Consider the following 15,630-nt stretch of genomic DNA (forward strand, 5'->3'; position numbering starts at 1 on the left):
AAGGTTCATCGCCGGGATAACAGCCGCTTCTCAAGATATACCACTAATTGATACATTGCTGTAGCCACGGCCGCGATAATCAAAAGACTGGACATCACTAACGTGAAATTAAAGACCTGGAAACCATAAATAATCAGATAACCCAGACCCGATTTAGCGACCAGGAACTCCCCTACGATAACTCCTACCCATGACATCCCCACATTCACCTTTAAGGTGGAGACCACCGTCGGGAACGAGGCTGGAAGAATTACTTTAAAGAACACCTGAACTCTGGAAGCTCCGAAGGAACGAACCACCTTGACCAGATTCGGATCCACACTGCAAAAACTATTGTACACAACAAGCGTCGTTATAATAACCGTTATAGATAAAGTAGTAACAACGATAGCAGTGAATCCGGCTCCGAACATGACGATAAAAATCGGCCCCAGCGCCACCTTCGGCATACTGTTAAATACGACCATATACGGATCAAGCACTGCTGATAAAAAAGGAGACCACCAAATGATCACAGCAAGAAGTGTCCCTAATAGCGTTCCTAGTACAAAGCCTACCGCAGTCTCACCTACCGTCATCCCCAGATGCGGCCACAAGCTTCCACTGACCATATCTCCCCAGATCTGCCGGAAGATTTTTGTGGGATAGCTGAATAATAACTCATCAATCCAGCCCATTCTTGCGCCAGCTTCCCAGAGAACAAAAAACAGCAGTAACAGGCTGCTCCTTACAACAATCACCTGATTGCGCCAGCGGTGCTTCGTTTTTTTATAATCGCCATGCAATTGTTGTAGCCACTGTTCACGGGAAGCTAATAACCCCGATTGCTCCGTATGCTTCATTAGCTTTCCCTCCCTGCAATCTCCATCTCTTTCCATATTTCATGAAAAAGCTCCGAAAAGCCTGGCTGATCACGTGCAAATAGCGGAGGTGCTGACCGGATTTGCTCTGGCACTGAAAATACTTTTCGGATCTTCCCTGGATTTCGTTGTAGAAGAATAACACTGCTGCTTACCGCAATGGCCTCAGATAGATCATGAGTAACTAATATCGCAGTTGTCCCCCTGCTGCGTAAGGTCTCAGAGACCAAATCTTCCAGCTGTAATTTGATCTGGTAATCAAGTGCCGAGAACGGCTCGTCTAGTAGAAGGAGTCCAGGATTCGTTGCCAAGGTTCGTACCAGAGCCACTCTCTGCCGCATCCCACCTGATAACTGAGTAGGAAGGGCGTGCTCTTTGCCTTCTAAGCCCATCTCTTGAAGTAGCTCCAACGTCCGCTTTTTGCTCTCCTCGTTCAAGTTTCCAGTCAGCTCTAGTCCTAGAATGGCATTGTCCAGAATACTCCGCCAAGGAAAAAGATAATCCTGCTGCAGCATATACCCAACCTCTGGTGAGGGTCCCATAATGGGCTCTCCATTTACGAACACTTCGCCTTGAGATGGCTGCAGCAGTCCTGCAATAATCGATAGGAGAGTCGTCTTACCGCAACCACTTGGTCCGACTAAGCTAACGAACTCCCCTTGCTCGACATTAAGGTTCAGGTCCTCAACGGCCAGTGAAGCTTCACGGTCGCCAAGATAGGCATGCGTTACTCCCTTTAATTGCACTACTGGAAGCATTGTCAGCCCCTCCTTCAATTTTACACATCTAATTTAGGATCTTTGGTTCTCTCTTATTTTGAAGTGCTGCTCTTTATGCTTTTCTCAGCTTTCTCAGCAAAACTGTTATTCACTATTTTGTCAGAGGGAACGCGTTCTTTAAGCTCACCAGCATTATCAATGACATCGAGCAAATTGTTCCATTCTTCTTGATCTATAATTGGATTAACCGCATAGGTATCCTGTTCCTTATAACGTTTGACTGCAGAAACGACGATATCTTTATCTGTCTTATCAAAATAAGTCATTATCGCATCCGCAATTTCTTCAGGGCTATGTTCCTTCACCCAAAGCTGAGCACGCTGGATCGCATTTGTGAACTTCTGTACCGTATCTCCATTTTTACTAATATAGCTGTTCTTAGACATAAACACGGTGTACGGTAAATAGCCGCTTTCCACACCAAACGAAGCCACTACTGCCCCTCGGTTCTCACGTTCAAAGATTGAAGCCTGTGGTTCAAACAGCTGCACATAATCGCCTGTACCTGAAGCAAAAGCACCAGCAATATTAGCAAAGTCAATATTTTGGATCAAGGTAATGTCTTTGGTAGGATCTATTCCTTTTTTAGATAAAGTAAACGCACCTGCCATTTGTGGCATTCCGCCTTTTCTTTGCCCCAGGAAGGTAGAACCCTTCACTTTATCCCAGTTAAACGCTCCGTCAGCTTTACGGGCAAACAGGAACGTTCCATCCCTCTGAGTAAGCTGTGCAAAATTAATAACCGGATCATCTGAACCCTGTTGATACACATAAATGGAGGTTTCAGAACCTACCAATGCAACATCGATGGCACCTGAGAGGAGTGCAGTCATGGTTTTATCTCCACCGGGGATCGTCTGTAGCTCTACGTCAAGTCCTTCGTCTTTAAAGAAATTTTGTGATAAGGCAACATATTCGGGTGCATAAAAGACAGAACGGGTGACTTCACCAATCTTCACCTTTACCAACTCTGACTTTCCGCCGCAACCGGCAAGCACTGAAAAGCATAAAGTAATGATCATGAGCGACAATGACAGCTTTTTCCTAATCTTCATTCTTCATTCTCCTTTCTTACCGGGTCCTTCGCCCTTGCTTAAAGCATATGCAGATGCCTATGAAAAGGTTAAAACCTCCAATAACCTAGGGAAATCCAAGAATAACCATGATACTAGCGACTTTTATTGGAGGAATGGATAAATATCGTTTAATTTGCTGTTTTTGTATCTGTGCAAACGTTTTACCAATGGGGATGCATTCGAGTACTATAGGAAATAAAGCGCTTTCCATTTCTTGAAATCAGAAAATTTGCAATAGAAGGAGTTATTACATATGTATAAAGGTGTTACATTCAAAACCAAAAAAATCACAATATGCTCTCTGGTGGGCATCAGTCTAACGACATTACTGCTGTCCGGTTGTTCTGGTAATCAAAGCAACAAAACATCCATTGCCACGCCCTCCCCTAAAGCAGACTCCATTCAGAGCACCGCTACACCTCAAGCATTGATAAATAAGACGGATGAACAACCTTCCGCTGTTTATTATGAATTATTTGTTCGTTCCTTCTATGATTCAGACGGCGATGGCATTGGAGATCTAAAAGGGATCACCCAAAAGCTGGATTACTTAAATGATGGGAATCCTGAAACCACGACTGATTTGGGGATTGGCGGGATTTGGCTCATGCCCATCAACCCATCACCAAGCTATCATGGATATGATGTAACCGATTATCGTGCGATTAATCCTGATTATGGGACGATTGAGGATATGCAGGAGCTAATTAAAGAAGCGCATAAACGAGGAATAAAAATAATTATGGATTTGGTTGTGAATCATACCTCCAAAGAACACCCATGGTTCGTAGACTCGGCTAAAAACAGTGACAGCAAATATCGCGATTGGTACGTCTGGGCTGAAGATCAAGGTCGTCCCGCAAATGGAGCCAGCGCTGCTGGCGGTGGCAGTGCGTGGCATTCTATCCTTGGCAGTCATTATCTGGGCGGATTTTGGGAAGGCATGCCTGATCTGAATTTCGATAATGCAGAAGTTCGTACTGAAATGAAGGACATCGGAAAGTTTTGGCTTGAGCAAGGTGTGGATGGCTTCCGACTAGATGCTGCGAAGCATATCTACGAAGATCTTTTGAGTGATAAAAGTGAGGCTACTACCGCTAAAAATGTGTCCTGGTGGCAGGAGTTCCGCAAGGCTATGAATGAAGTAAATCCAGAGGCATATATAGTTGGCGAGGTCTGGGAGAATTCTGCTGTCACTGTCGGAGCTTATTTAGATCAAGCTTTTAACTCAAGCTTTAACTTTGGCTTAGCAGAAACACTGGTGAACTCTGTAAAAACTGAAAAAGACAGTGGGACGGCCTTTACGCTGGAACGAACCTATAAATTGTATTCCAAAATATCCGATAACCAATTTACCGATGCTACTTTCTTGACGAATCATGATCAAAACAGAGTCATGAGTCAATTAGACAATAACCCGAATCATGCAAAAATGGCAGCAGCCCTACTGTTAACTTTGCCTGGGAATCCTTTTATCTATTATGGTGAAGAAATTGGAATGCGCGGTGTGAAGCCAGATGAAGGACTTCGAGAGCCTATGAGATGGGGTGCAGCCGATCAAGGAGAGGGGCAGACTACTTGGGAGGCCGGACGTAATAATGCGGGTGCGATTAACGTTGATGTTGAGAGCCAGCTGAATGACAGTGATTCAATGCTAGAAAGATATCGCAAGCTTATTGCGCTAAGAAATGAGATTCCTGCGCTCCGGGATGGCGGAATCCGTGACTTTGCTTCAGGCAATCCCGGGGTTATGGCTTACGAACGACTAACAACACAGGATCAGGTGCTCGTCGTTCATAACCTTACTGGCGAAGAACAAACCATTGTACTACAACCCAATGTCGAGGGTTTCTCTTACTCCAAGATCCTAAAGACGATTGCTGTCAAATCGATCTTGAATTCAGATCAACTTACCCTCCCTCCTTATTCAACTGCTATTGTGGAGTGAGAAATGCGGAAGAATGTAACACCCACTTTGTTACTGACCCACATAATTGAGCTTTTGTAATCGGGAGGGCTATAAGCCAGTCTTTGGATGGATCACTGCTCATTCGTAACAACCAGCCACTGGAATGATCGCCTAAGAAGCGTGCTTTCTGGAAGCTCCATCCACTGTCACTGGACGTACAGAGTCGTAATTCTCCTTCCGCCATGAAGCACTTCATTACCCGTGCTAGTTGGATGGAATGTACATCATCCCCTGTCTCTGCTGCTAAACAATCTGAGAGCATTTGCAGCGTGGATGAGCATGAGCTTTTTTTCAGCTCCTCAAATTTTCTTTTTGACATTAGTAATGCCGGAATCCCGTGATTAAAGAGCTCCTTCATGTTCTCACATTCGAACAACTGAAGACAAAAGCTCTCCGTTTCACTTTCATCCTTTAATTCATAGGGCAGGGTTTCCGGGTTACTATTGCAGATTACTAGTATCCGGTCTTTATGTATTTGCAGACACAGATCCTTCATTTCCTCCTTCTCTTTATATTTCAATCTACAGATCCGTTCTGCGTTTAAACCTGTATGTAACTGATCCAGAACCGCTTGCCCCATTACTTCATCTGGAAATAAAAAATGCGTTAAATCGGCCAATCCATTGTCATTCACATCATTGTATCCTTCCTGTATTTCATATATATGTATATTAATCTAACAATCTTTATGTTATCATAAGCTAATTTTAAGGTAAAATTAAGAAACAAAGGGTATTATCATTAACATGAAATACTTTTAGCGAGGTGTCTTCAAAATGAGAATGCTCATCACATTTCAGAACAAACTTGTACCTGTGTATTTCACAACAGAAAATAAACAGCCCACTCAAAAAGTACTTAGATTACTTAACAGTACGTTGGAGCTCAAAATTCAAAAGGGCAAGAATGCTATCCAGAAATGCCTGAATTCATTAATTAGTATCGAAATTAAAGGCTCTGAGGCTATATTGCACAGTTATAGTGAGAATGATTCATTGGCGCTATCCCTCTATTAATAGAGGGGTAGTTTTTTTGTAAAGTTTCTTTTATCCTTTGGCAGACAAAACAGCAAGTCTCTGAAAGAGACTTGCTGTTTTTAAGTTTTGCAGCTTTAGTAATGAATGATTACACCAGTATGGGACAATATCAGCTAATCTTATAGTTCTTATTCTCTGCTTTTTCAGCTTTCTGTATTCGAAGTTTAAAGAGACTCACTAAATTTTGGCGTGTATGCTCTTCGTGACAGCTATCCAATTTCTTAATGATAAACCGATCAATGGACATGTCCATCGCTCCTTTTAATTCATTCAGATCCTTATGAATATAGGGAATATTTTCCTGTTTGCTTGTAAGTTTATTAACCGGGATTTCTATTATTCAAACTCTTGTTCCTTTATAAAATACTCTTTTCCCCCCAAAAAAATCACAAAAAAATAATTTACAAACAAAAAAATACATGCTATATTATTTATAGTTAATATTAAATACACACATCCAAGGGAGCAATCATAATGTCTAATGTTTTATTTATCAAAGCAAACAACCGTCCAGCAGAACAATCCGTAAGTGTTAAGCTTTACAATGAATTTTTGGAGAACTACAAACTTAACAATCCAGAAGATGAAATCACTGAACTTGATTTGTTCGCAGAGCAACTTCCATACTACGACAATACCCTGATCACTGGTATGTACAAAGCTGCTCAAGGTTACGAACTAACAGCTGAAGAAGCAGCAGGTGCTGCTGTAGTTAATAAATATCTGGAACAGTTTATCGCTGCTGATAAAGTAGTATTCGGTTTCCCACTGTGGAACATGACTGTACCAGCTGTATTGCATACTTATGTCGATTACCTTTGCCAAGCTGGCAAAACATTCTCTTACACTGCTGAAGGTCCAGTTGGTCTTTTGACAGGTAAAAAAGCAATCGTACTGAACGCTAGAGGTGGCATTTATTCCGAAGGTCCTGCAGCAAGTGCTGAAATGGCTGTAAACTTCATCGTTGGTAACCTTAACCTTTGGGGTATCAAAGATATTACTCAAGTAATCATCGAAGGTCACAACCAACTTCCTGCACAATCCGCTGAAATCATTGAGAACGGATTACAATTGGCTAAGGAAACTGCAGCTTCGTTCTAATACAAGCTATAAGAGAATTTAATAAAAAAGGGTGACCCTGAGCTCAGGGTCACCCTTTTTTGACTTTCTAGCCTATTGGAACACTACTCTTGGCTCCGTCGCTGTCTATAAAGTTCTTCTAATACTCATCAAGTTCTTTACGCCAACCGTACCCTCTAGTCCTTGTCGAATGAACTTTAGAAGAAGCTGTGGTTTTTCTCTTGAGCTTCACCTCTTTGGTGCTTTGGTACTGCAGTTCCCGCTGTGTCTTTCGGTAGTTCAGCAGTCTCTTCTCTTCGAGCTCACCGTTATGAACCGCTTCAAGTACCGCACAGCCCTCCTCACGTTCATGTTTACAGTTACTAAACCGACATGCAGCAGCTAAGCTGCTAATATCACTGAACGCCAGATCTAATCCACCCTCATCTTCCCACAGCTGCAGCTCACGCATCCCTGGTGTGTCTACTATGATTCCTCTGTCCGGCATAATAAACAGTTCACGGTGGGTAGTAGTATGGCGTCCTCGGCTATCGCCTTCTCTTACATCCTGTGTAAGCTGAAGATTCTTTCCACATAACCAGTTGACCATCGTAGATTTGCCGCAGCCTGATGAGCCCGTTAGAGCTACTGTCTGTCCACTCCCAATGTAAGGCAGCAACTTCTCACGGCCATTATCTTGCAGTGCACTAACCGCATGAACAGGCACACCTGGAGCGGCGCTTTCCATTTCGGCAATTTTACTCTCTGCATCTAGGCAAAGATCTGCTTTGGTCAGTAGAATGACTGGATTGGCCCCGCTGTTCCAAGCCATGATTAAGTATCTCTCCATCCGCCGAACATTAAAGTCATCATTCAAAGCACTGACCAGAAATAAAGTGTCTACATTCGAGGCAACAATCTGCTCCTCTTGTGTGTTACCAGCTACCTTGCGTGAGATGACACTATGCCGAGGCAATATCCCATGTAAAATCGCATGCTCGCCGCCATCCTGCATTGAAAGAGCCACCCAGTCGCCGATCGCTGGAAAATCACCTGAAGCGACAAACGTATGTCTCAACTTGCCTGATAGCTCCCCCCATGTCTCTCCCAAATCAGTCATCACCCTATACTTACTGCCAAAATCGCCTACAATTCTTCCGGGAACAAGCCGTTTATCCTCCGTCTCCTCCCACTTTTCATCCCATTTTGAACTCCAATTTTCATTCCAACCATATTGCTGTATGTTAGTCATTTGAATCCTCCTAAAGATCTGTTTAAGTTTTTATTTTTATTTACCATGTACTGCTAGCATTTTCCGAGAACACAAAAAGCCGTCGGAATTTAAGACTCCGGCGGCGGTCACACTTCATGAACTCTTCTAGGACGAAAAGGACAAAAAGTGCACACATAATCAGAAAAATGTCTCATCCAAAAGACAAGGATAAATTCATTTTCCCGTGCGATATATAGAGAAATAGACAATTAACTACAATTCCTATCGATTCTATATACGCAAAAAAGCCGCCGGACCCAATACGGTTCCCGCGGCTCTAATAAGCGTAATAGAGCTTACCTGCTAAACTGCACGAATAACTTATTCGGCAGCCGCTGTTCCCGGAAGACACGTATCCACAACAGTTGAGTTCATTACATTTAAAACTGTCATAAAACATCGTCTCCTTCCGAAATAAGATGTTGTTATCATAAACGGCGCTGCCGTATAATGTCAACTATAAATTTTGATAAAATTACAAAATGGACTTAAGCTCATTCAACTCGTAGATTATCTTCCAAGGTTGTATGTCCAATTGCTCGTCCCAGGCATGTTTTCTTTGCAGCCAAATGCCTTGTAGCCCTGCTTTCCCTGCACCCCAGATATCATTCACCGGGTGATCTCCAATAAACAATGTCTGATCCGCAGTAACTCCCAATCTGTCTAATGCAAGTTGATAAATCTTAGGATCAGGCTTAGCGATTTCTACTTCTCCAGAAATGACAATAGCCTTGAAGTACTCTCGCAGGGCAAGGGTATCAATTTTGGTGTTCTGGATATCTACTTTGCCGTTGGTAACCAGACCAAGTATATAACCGCGCTCTTTGCAGTACTTTAGAACGTCCACAGCATCCTTCATCGTAGCACCATGATTGATATAGCTTGCATCATAATACGCACGAATATGTTCGGCCGTAACTGGTGTTTCCCAAGGCAGCACCTCGCTTAGCTCTACGAAGAATCCGTCCTTATCACGGTAACCATCAGCATCTCTGTGAATCATATCTTCTACTACCTTCTGCGCTTCTTCAGCTTCCAAATGTCCTAGAAAATCCTGAACAAACTGAGTACTAAAACTGCGAAATGTATGGTCACGATCCATTAAAGTATTATCCAAATCAAATAATATAGCTTGTACTTCTTTCATCAAGCGATTCCCCTTATATGCTGTTGATTATAAAATTTAACTTACAGAAATCTATTGTACTATGCCTTTGAAGACAATGAAAAGACCATTCTGTAAAAAGGAACTGCTGTCTCCCCTTCTACTGAACAGTCTTTATAGGCTTTATATTTGATTTATTCATTTACTCAAAATGCTCCGCTCGATGTGTCAGCATCATTTCCTCTTCTGTGATATACAGTGGGAAAGGAGGGGTTTCTTTGAGATAACTTTCTGTGGCTAGCAAACGATAATGGACCTCAGGTAACCATGCATCTTCAACAAGTGGCAACTGACCTGTATCACTGATGTAATTGTCTACAGCGGACTGAACCATATCAAGGTAATACGGAACTAGCTTATCTTGTTCCTCGAAAACTTCATACGTCTCACGTGACATATAGAAATTCTGGTCTGGAACTCCACCTAAATATCGTTGTAGTCGGCTCAAATCTATTCTTTTGTCTTCAAGGATTAAGGCTGTTCTATTAATTAGCGCAGGCATATCTTCTTCAAACTGTCTGATCGCCTGCTTGACTTGATTTAAGGTAACGGTGACGTGATCGGATTGTGATTGTTTTTTTGCGCGTTTGAAAAACATAAGACAAGTCTCCTTTCGAAAAACTATCTTTGTTAACGCTTACAATTCTATTATATTCGAATTCCTCCTTCTTAATCAACATATTTCCAATCGACACAAATTGTTAACAGCTTTATGATCATTATTTGACATCTTCCCACCGTGTCCAAATTTCTTGGGGATTAAGTTCATATTTATCATTCTCACGATACATAAACTGATGCATAATAAATTCACGCCGAATGGTAGCAAAATCTTCATGGAACTGCTTAATAAACTCGTTAATTTCCTTCTCACTATAAACTACCCCTGGCTCTAGCTTCTCAACCATGTACTGAAGTGCGATCAGTTTCTTTTTATATTGTGCCGGGATTTGCCGAAGCCGCCCATCCTTCGAAAAAAAGTTACGCAGCACAGACTCCTTTAGACTATTTTCAGGTGATTTCTCTTCCATATTTCTCGCTCCTTTCGAAAAAATAAACTGAAGTGAAGCCTCAGCGCCACTACTAATGAAATCTGGATTCAACTTAAAATAAACTGTATTTTTGTCACGTCGTTCCTTTATTAGAGCTACTTCACGCAATTTCGCTGCATGATGAGTTACCGTTGGTTGTGATAAATTCAATTTCTCAGCCAGCGCTTGTCCGTGCATTTCTCCTTGTGACAGAAGCAACAATAAACGAAGACGTGTTGGGTCAGCCAAAGCTTTATGATAGTTCACTATTTTTTCTAACTGCATTGGAATCACACTCCTTCACCTTCATAAGCTAGATACACATTAGATATATATCTAATTATATAACAATCAACATTATGATTGCAATGGTTATTGTGTTTAATCTTATGCTTATGGCAAAATGAATGAATTTAGGGTAGGATTTAAAGAAAAGATAGTAACAATCAGGAGGTAACCCACTGTATGAAAGATGTAATTATTATCGGTGCAGGTCCTTGCGGCCTCTCGGCAGCTATCGAATGCCAGCGCCAAGGACTGTCCAGTCTCATTATTGAAAAAAGCTTTATCGTTCACTCCATTTATTTGTATCCAACAAATATGCAATTCTTCAGTACCGCTGAGTTATTAGAAATCGGAGACGTTCCTTTCACCTCGACCAATGATAAACCATACCGCCATGAAGCTCTTGTCTATTACCGCCGGGCTGCGAAGCAGTATGGTCTAGATATCGCCGCTTACGAAGAAGCGTTATCCATTGAGCCTCTGGAAGATGGAACCTATGCTGTACATACGTCCAATATGCGTGGTGAGCATCACACACGAATCACTGCAAATGTCGTTATCGCTACAGGTTATTTTGATCAACCGAATATGATCGGTATTCCAGGGGAAGAACTCCCTAAAGTTACCCACTATTTCGGTGAAGCCCATCCATATACAGGGATGAAAGTTACTGTCATTGGTGGCAGTAATTCAGCGGTAGATGCAGCACTGGAGCTTATGCGCGTTGGAGCTACAGTCGATATGGTCTATCGTGGTGAGAGCATTTCCTCGAATATTAAGCCTTGGGTTCGGCCAATCTTTGAAGGGATGGTACAAAAGGGTAAAATCACTCTACATCTGGAATCACGTGTTACTGAAATTACGGCTAGTTCGGTTATAGTTACGAGTCATAATGGAGACAAAAAATCCATAGATAATGATTTCGTCCTTGCTTTAACTGGCTTCCGGCCTAGCCGGGTGCTTCTCACTTCTGCCGGTGTAGTTATGGATGACGATATGGATAAGCCAGCATTTAATCCTTCAACTATGGAAAGTAATGTTCCAGGTCTTTATGTTGCAGGAGTAATCGCTTCAGGCCGCAATGCGAATGAAGTATTTATTGAGACAGGACGTGGGCATGGTAAACTTATCGCAGATCACATTCTTGCGAAGCGCAGTTCTCACAATAAGGAGTTGAACGTTTAAGATGGACATGACCTCTTTGCTTTTGCTTGGTCTTGCTGCGCTCGGTATTATAAGCAGTAATTCCCCTGTAACAATAGCAATGGTCGTCCTACTACTGCTAAGAGTTCTTGGCCTGCAGCAGACCTTCCCTTGGCTTGAGAAATATGGTTTAACTATCGGGATTATCATTCTTACGATCGGGGTCATGACGCCTTTGGCCAGCGGAAAAATATCGCTGCAGATGGTCGGTCAGTCCTTCCTCCACTGGAAGTCTCTTCTTGCGATTGCGATCGGCATTCTCGTCGCTTATCTTGGTGGGCGCGGAGCCATCCTTATGACCAACCAGCCCACAGTTGTTGCGGGTCTCCTGATCGGAACAGTGATTGGCGTTGCATTGTTCAAGGGTGTCCCTGTAGGACCGCTTATCGCAGCCGGTATTTTGTCGCTCTTGATTGGCAAAATGTAAAAGGTGGAGCAACCATTCAACACAAAAATAGAGCAGCAATTCTCCACTATCGAGAGAATCGCTGCTCTATTTTATTTTTATTCAGCCTGAGAAATGGATTGTGGAATCTCCTGAGACGATCGTTTTTCTACAAACAATAGATCACCAACCCCATGCTCTGTTTGAATTTTTTTCAGTTGGGCCAAAGCTTCTGCTTCTGTATTAAAATACCCAGCTTCCACTAGGAATAATCCCTTCTGATCCTTTAATACGCGCACGTTCTCTAACCCGTATAACATCTCTTCAGCCATACCTTGACTCTCGCCGGAAGGCTCTGAGCTTGTTCTAAGTGAATAGATAGAAGATCCTTCTTCCACGTCACCCTTCTTATCCTTCAATGTAATCGCCACCTGTGCCGGATCCTTATATTCCTTTACCTCATAAGCAACTGGCTCTTTGAAGGTTACATTGAAACGTATCATGGAGTCATCCAATGTAATTAAAGGATAAGCATCTTGAACATACTTACTTTCTTTTAATGTCTCAAGATCTTTAACAGCTGAGAAGTTCCTTGCCCCACTCACGGTTACGGTCATTGTATAAGGATTGTCAGTGAATTTTACGTTATAAGAGCTTGCAAGGTCTTGTGTATTGTCCGAATTTGCAAAGTTTAAAATCATTTGATCACTGTTCTTCTGATGTTTCAACGAAATGAAATTGACATCTACTCCATCCTGAATCGTGCCGCCGCCTGCACTTCCATCCGTAAATTTCAATACACTTACCAGCTTACCTAGAACGGGCACTTGATTCATACTATCCGCGAAAGCGGGTACCGTATTTACACCCACTGTAAAAGAAATGATAACTGCTGCTGCAACTGATCCTGTCCATTTTAATCCGCTCATTTTTATTCCTCTTTTCTGTTGTTTATAGCGTTTTCCTCTTTCAATACCTTTTCGAGAAGCTTGTGATAGTTCTTCGGGGATTTCAATATCGTTGTATGCTTTCTGTAAACGTTCAAGTTGATTATCCAAAGTACTCACTCCCCTTCATATTAATTTTTAATTTCCCTAATCCCCGATAGATGACGGTTTTCACCGTACTCTCTGGCATGTCCAATACCCCGGCAATTTCCTTTATGGGCAAGTCTTCAAAATACCTCATCACAATGATCATTCTTGATCTTTTATCAAGAACTCTTAGCGCCTCCTGAAGATCAATGACATCCTCTATGGGTTCTGAAGCGTAGCTGCCTTCGGGATCTTTCTCCATATACACGATTTTTTTAGATTTTCGGATAAAGTCCAAGGCACAATTGACGGCTATTTTTGTGAGCCAAGTTTTAAAATATTGGGGTTGCTGCAGTTTATGAATTGAGATGAACGCTTTATAGACGGTCTCCTGTACAATCTCCAGCGCATCATCCTTATTCCTCACATAGGAGTACGCCATACGGTAAAGACGTTCTTGCATCCCGTCTATCAATGCAGTAAAGCTGTCTTCATCACCCGCTATCGCCTTTTCCTCCAGCTCTGTTGTATTCAAGTTCTCACTACCTTTCATGTTGCTTATATTTTTTAGACGCACGTGATATTCAAAAAGACTCAAATGGATTTAAAAAAATGGCCCTCTCTCCCGAGAAGACCACCTAAGTAATTTATTATAATGTTAGATCTTATCATGTATCCAAATGCTGTACGTTAAACAATCTCGCATAACTTCCGTCCAGTCCCATTAGTTCCTCATGTGTACCACGTTCTGTGATTTCACCGTTCTCAAGCACCACGATCTGATCAGCATGTGTAATGGTAGACAGTCTATGCGCAACAATGAGTGTAGTTCGTTCCGACGAGAGGGATTGCAGAGCTTGTTGAATTAAATGCTCTGATTCCAGATCCAGCGCTGACGTAGCTTCGTCTAATATAAGAACCTTTGGGTCTTTAAGAAACACCCTTGCTATGGCTACCCGTTGCTTTTGCCCACCGGACAGCTTCACTCCACGTTCTCCCACTTCTGTATCATAGCCTAGCGGCAGCTGCTCAATAAAATCATGCGCATTGGCAGCTCTCGCCGCCGAGAGGACTTGCTCCTCTGTAGCATTAGGATTGCCGAACAAGATATTATCTCGTACAGACCCACTAAATAAGAAATTATCTTGAAGCACCATCCCAACAGCTCTTCGCAAACTCTCCTGCGTCAAACCCTGTATATCCTGACCATCCATCTGGAGGCTACCTTTGCTTATGTCATAGAATCGCGGGATCAAGCTTATGAGAGAGGACTTCCCGCCACCACTCATTCCAACAAAAGCGACCGTCTGACCAGGTTTGATACTTAAATTAATATCCTTCAGTACCCAATCATTTTCTTCGTTGTATTTGAACCAAACATTATGAAAATCAATTTCACCACGTGCATTCGTCAGAGGTCTTGCTCCCGGTTTATCCACGATATCATAAGGCTCGTCCAGCAGCTCAAGCACCCGTTCAAGGGAAGCCGAGGCTTGCGTGAGCACTGTCGAGGAATTAATCAATCGACGCAGCGGCGCATACATCCGGTCCAGATAGCCGAAGAAAGCAACAAAGGTTCCCACAGTCAAATTACCATGAATCACTTGATAACCACCGTATCCGATGACTAGCAGTGGTGCAATATCCGTTAGTGTGTTAATAATCGCGAAGGTAATCGCATTCCAACGAGTTTGAGCCATCGCTTTTTTGAGAAAGTTACCGTTGATATCTTCGAACTGCTTCTGATCCACTTTTTCCATGGTGAAGCTGCGGATGATCGAAATGCCTTGAATCCGTTCATGAAGATAGCCTTGAATGCCAGCCAGAGCCTGTGAACGGTCTTTCGTTAACACTTTAAGTCGTTTATATAGTTTACTTACCGCAAAGGCGTAGAACGGAAGTACAGCGATAGATACTAACGCCAGCACTGGATTCAAATAAAACATAAAACCAAGCGCAAACACTAGCGTAAATAAATCCAGCCATACATTCATCATTCCGACTTCTACTAAATTTTTAGTCTGTTCCACATCATTTATAAATCTCGAAATCGCTTCACCCACTTTTGTATTCTGATAATACCGCAGCGATAACCGCTGTAAGTGACTGTATAGCTTATTCCGCATATCGAACAATATCTTACTTGTGATCAGCTGGGCAAAATACTGCCGGTAATACTCCACCGGTCCCCTTACAATTACAAATAAAACAAAAGCGCCTCCGAGGATGAGCATCAATTGCGATACCCGCTCCTGGGCACTCATGGCAGGGTTCATCAGCAGATCATCGACTACGTATTTCAGAATCATAGGCAGTGTCAACGGGATGCTGAACTTGATCATACCTATAAAGAGCGTAAACACAATCCATTTCATGTAAGGCCGTACAAAAGTAAAATATGATTTCCATTGCTTCACAGGGATATTCTGTCCTTTCTCTTTACTGAGTTGCTAAGTACAGTTGACTTTTGCGCT

Annotated in this window: 16 protein-coding genes; 5 read left to right on the forward strand and 11 right to left on the reverse strand. The window is 42.5% G+C overall.

Features of this window, described 5'->3' with window-relative positions; all coding sequences use genetic code 11:
* Positions 1 to 5: 5 nt before the first annotated feature.
* The 3 genes from H70737_RS16590 to H70737_RS16600 are packed head-to-tail and all read right to left on the reverse strand — an operon-like array spanning position 6 to position 2,694.
* Positions 6 to 842 (reverse strand): ABC transporter permease, encoded by an 837-nt coding sequence (locus H70737_RS16590; protein WP_042188906.1) that lies wholly within the window; start codon positions 840 to 842, stop codon positions 6 to 8.
* Entirely contained in the window at positions 842 to 1,618 is a 777-nt protein-coding gene (locus tag H70737_RS16595) for an ABC transporter ATP-binding protein (protein WP_042188909.1), read from the reverse strand. The genes H70737_RS16590 and H70737_RS16595 overlap by 1 nt, the downstream gene beginning before the upstream one ends.
* Before the next feature lie 53 nt (positions 1,619 to 1,671).
* Complete coding sequence (locus H70737_RS16600) at positions 1,672 to 2,694, reverse strand: ABC transporter substrate-binding protein (RefSeq protein ID WP_042188911.1); 1,023 nt, start codon at positions 2,692 to 2,694, stop codon at positions 1,672 to 1,674.
* Positions 2,695 to 2,968: 274 nt separating this feature from the next.
* On the opposite strand from H70737_RS16600, the gene H70737_RS16605 reads away from it, so the two are divergent.
* Positions 2,969 to 4,663 carry an alpha-amylase family glycosyl hydrolase gene (locus H70737_RS16605; protein ID WP_042188913.1) on the forward strand — a complete coding sequence of 565 codons (1,695 nt, stop codon included), beginning with the start codon at positions 2,969 to 2,971 and terminating at the stop codon, positions 4,661 to 4,663.
* Here the strand turns inward: H70737_RS16605 and H70737_RS16610 are convergent.
* Positions 4,650 to 5,318: a hypothetical protein gene (locus H70737_RS16610; RefSeq protein WP_042188915.1), complete on the reverse strand. Its 669-nt coding sequence runs from the start codon at positions 5,316 to 5,318 to the stop codon at positions 4,650 to 4,652. The genes H70737_RS16605 and H70737_RS16610 overlap by 14 nt on opposite strands.
* 142 nt (positions 5,319 to 5,460) lie before the next feature.
* Here H70737_RS16610 and H70737_RS16615 point away from each other — a divergent pair, with 142 nt between their 5' ends.
* Together H70737_RS16615 and H70737_RS16620 are read left to right on the forward strand one after the other, a co-directional pair.
* Positions 5,461 to 5,700, forward strand: a complete 240-nt coding sequence (locus H70737_RS16615) for a hypothetical protein (RefSeq protein ID WP_042128392.1) — start codon at positions 5,461 to 5,463, stop codon at positions 5,698 to 5,700.
* A gap of 495 nt (positions 5,701 to 6,195) precedes the next feature.
* Positions 6,196 to 6,822, forward strand: coding sequence for an FMN-dependent NADH-azoreductase (locus tag H70737_RS16620; protein WP_042188917.1), 627 nt, complete (start codon positions 6,196 to 6,198; stop codon positions 6,820 to 6,822).
* A gap of 118 nt (positions 6,823 to 6,940) precedes the next feature.
* Here the strand turns inward: H70737_RS16620 and rsgA are convergent, their stop codons facing one another.
* The 4 genes from rsgA to H70737_RS16640 form a co-directional block, all read right to left on the reverse strand.
* Positions 6,941 to 8,032 carry a ribosome small subunit-dependent GTPase A gene (gene rsgA / locus H70737_RS16625; protein WP_042188919.1) on the reverse strand — a complete coding sequence of 364 codons (1,092 nt, stop codon included), beginning with the start codon at positions 8,030 to 8,032 and terminating at the stop codon, positions 6,941 to 6,943.
* A gap of 496 nt (positions 8,033 to 8,528) precedes the next feature.
* Positions 8,529 to 9,200 carry an HAD family hydrolase gene (locus H70737_RS16630; RefSeq protein WP_042188921.1) on the reverse strand — a complete coding sequence of 224 codons (672 nt, stop codon included), beginning with the start codon at positions 9,198 to 9,200 and terminating at the stop codon, positions 8,529 to 8,531.
* A 160-nt stretch (positions 9,201 to 9,360) separates the two neighbouring features.
* On the reverse strand, positions 9,361 to 9,816 hold the full coding sequence (locus H70737_RS16635) for a DUF3939 domain-containing protein (RefSeq protein WP_042188923.1): 456 nt from the start codon (positions 9,814 to 9,816) through the stop codon (positions 9,361 to 9,363).
* A gap of 121 nt (positions 9,817 to 9,937) precedes the next feature.
* Entirely contained in the window at positions 9,938 to 10,534 is a 597-nt protein-coding gene (locus H70737_RS16640; protein ID WP_042188925.1) for a DUF2087 domain-containing protein, read from the reverse strand.
* Between the two features lie 180 nt (positions 10,535 to 10,714).
* Here H70737_RS16640 and H70737_RS16645 point away from each other — a divergent pair, with 180 nt between their 5' ends.
* Both H70737_RS16645 and H70737_RS16650 read left to right on the forward strand, forming a co-directional pair.
* Positions 10,715 to 11,719: a YpdA family putative bacillithiol disulfide reductase gene (locus H70737_RS16645; protein ID WP_042188927.1), complete on the forward strand. Its 1,005-nt coding sequence runs from the start codon at positions 10,715 to 10,717 to the stop codon at positions 11,717 to 11,719.
* Between the two features lies 1 nt (position 11,720).
* On the forward strand, positions 11,721 to 12,164 hold the full coding sequence (locus H70737_RS16650; RefSeq protein ID WP_042188929.1) for a DUF441 domain-containing protein: 444 nt from the start codon (positions 11,721 to 11,723) through the stop codon (positions 12,162 to 12,164).
* Between the two features lie 77 nt (positions 12,165 to 12,241).
* On the opposite strand, the gene H70737_RS16655 is transcribed toward H70737_RS16650, so the two are convergent.
* The 3 genes from H70737_RS16655 to H70737_RS16665 form a co-directional block, all read right to left on the reverse strand.
* Positions 12,242 to 13,180 carry a hypothetical protein gene (locus H70737_RS16655; RefSeq protein ID WP_042188931.1) on the reverse strand — a complete coding sequence of 313 codons (939 nt, stop codon included), beginning with the start codon at positions 13,178 to 13,180 and terminating at the stop codon, positions 12,242 to 12,244.
* Positions 13,173 to 13,691: a sigma-70 family RNA polymerase sigma factor gene (locus H70737_RS16660; RefSeq protein WP_042194048.1), complete on the reverse strand. Its 519-nt coding sequence runs from the start codon at positions 13,689 to 13,691 to the stop codon at positions 13,173 to 13,175. Before H70737_RS16660 ends, H70737_RS16655 begins: the two co-directional genes overlap by 8 nt.
* A 133-nt stretch (positions 13,692 to 13,824) precedes the next feature.
* Positions 13,825 to 15,573 carry an ABC transporter ATP-binding protein gene (locus H70737_RS16665; protein ID WP_042188932.1) on the reverse strand — a complete coding sequence of 583 codons (1,749 nt, stop codon included), beginning with the start codon at positions 15,571 to 15,573 and terminating at the stop codon, positions 13,825 to 13,827.
* Positions 15,574 to 15,630 lie beyond the last annotated feature (57 nt).

The organism is Paenibacillus sp. FSL H7-0737 (genome assembly GCF_000758545.1).
Taxonomy (GTDB): domain Bacteria; phylum Bacillota; class Bacilli; order Paenibacillales; family Paenibacillaceae; genus Paenibacillus_AQ.

Coding starts and splice junctions, on each gene's coding strand:
- rsgA (WP_042188919.1), bottom strand. CDS start 8,032: ATGACTAACATACAGCAATATGGTTGGAATGAAAATTGGAGTTCAAAA.
- H70737_RS16600 (WP_042188911.1), bottom strand. CDS start 2,694: ATGAAGATTAGGAAAAAGCTGTCATTGTCGCTCATGATCATTACTTTA.
- H70737_RS16595 (WP_042188909.1), bottom strand. CDS start 1,618: ATGCTTCCAGTAGTGCAATTAAAGGGAGTAACGCATGCCTATCTTGGC.
- H70737_RS16615 (WP_042128392.1), top strand. CDS start 5,461: ATGAGAATGCTCATCACATTTCAGAACAAACTTGTACCTGTGTATTTC.
- H70737_RS16590 (WP_042188906.1), bottom strand. CDS start 842: ATGAAGCATACGGAGCAATCGGGGTTATTAGCTTCCCGTGAACAGTGG.
- H70737_RS16630 (WP_042188921.1), bottom strand. CDS start 9,200: ATGAAAGAAGTACAAGCTATATTATTTGATTTGGATAATACTTTAATG.
- H70737_RS16620 (WP_042188917.1), top strand. CDS start 6,196: ATGTCTAATGTTTTATTTATCAAAGCAAACAACCGTCCAGCAGAACAA.
- H70737_RS16650 (WP_042188929.1), top strand. CDS start 11,721: ATGGACATGACCTCTTTGCTTTTGCTTGGTCTTGCTGCGCTCGGTATT.
- H70737_RS16635 (WP_042188923.1), bottom strand. CDS start 9,816: ATGTTTTTCAAACGCGCAAAAAAACAATCACAATCCGATCACGTCACC.
- H70737_RS16605 (WP_042188913.1), top strand. CDS start 2,969: ATGTATAAAGGTGTTACATTCAAAACCAAAAAAATCACAATATGCTCT.
- H70737_RS16645 (WP_042188927.1), top strand. CDS start 10,715: ATGAAAGATGTAATTATTATCGGTGCAGGTCCTTGCGGCCTCTCGGCA.
- H70737_RS16640 (WP_042188925.1), bottom strand. CDS start 10,534: ATGCAGTTAGAAAAAATAGTGAACTATCATAAAGCTTTGGCTGACCCA.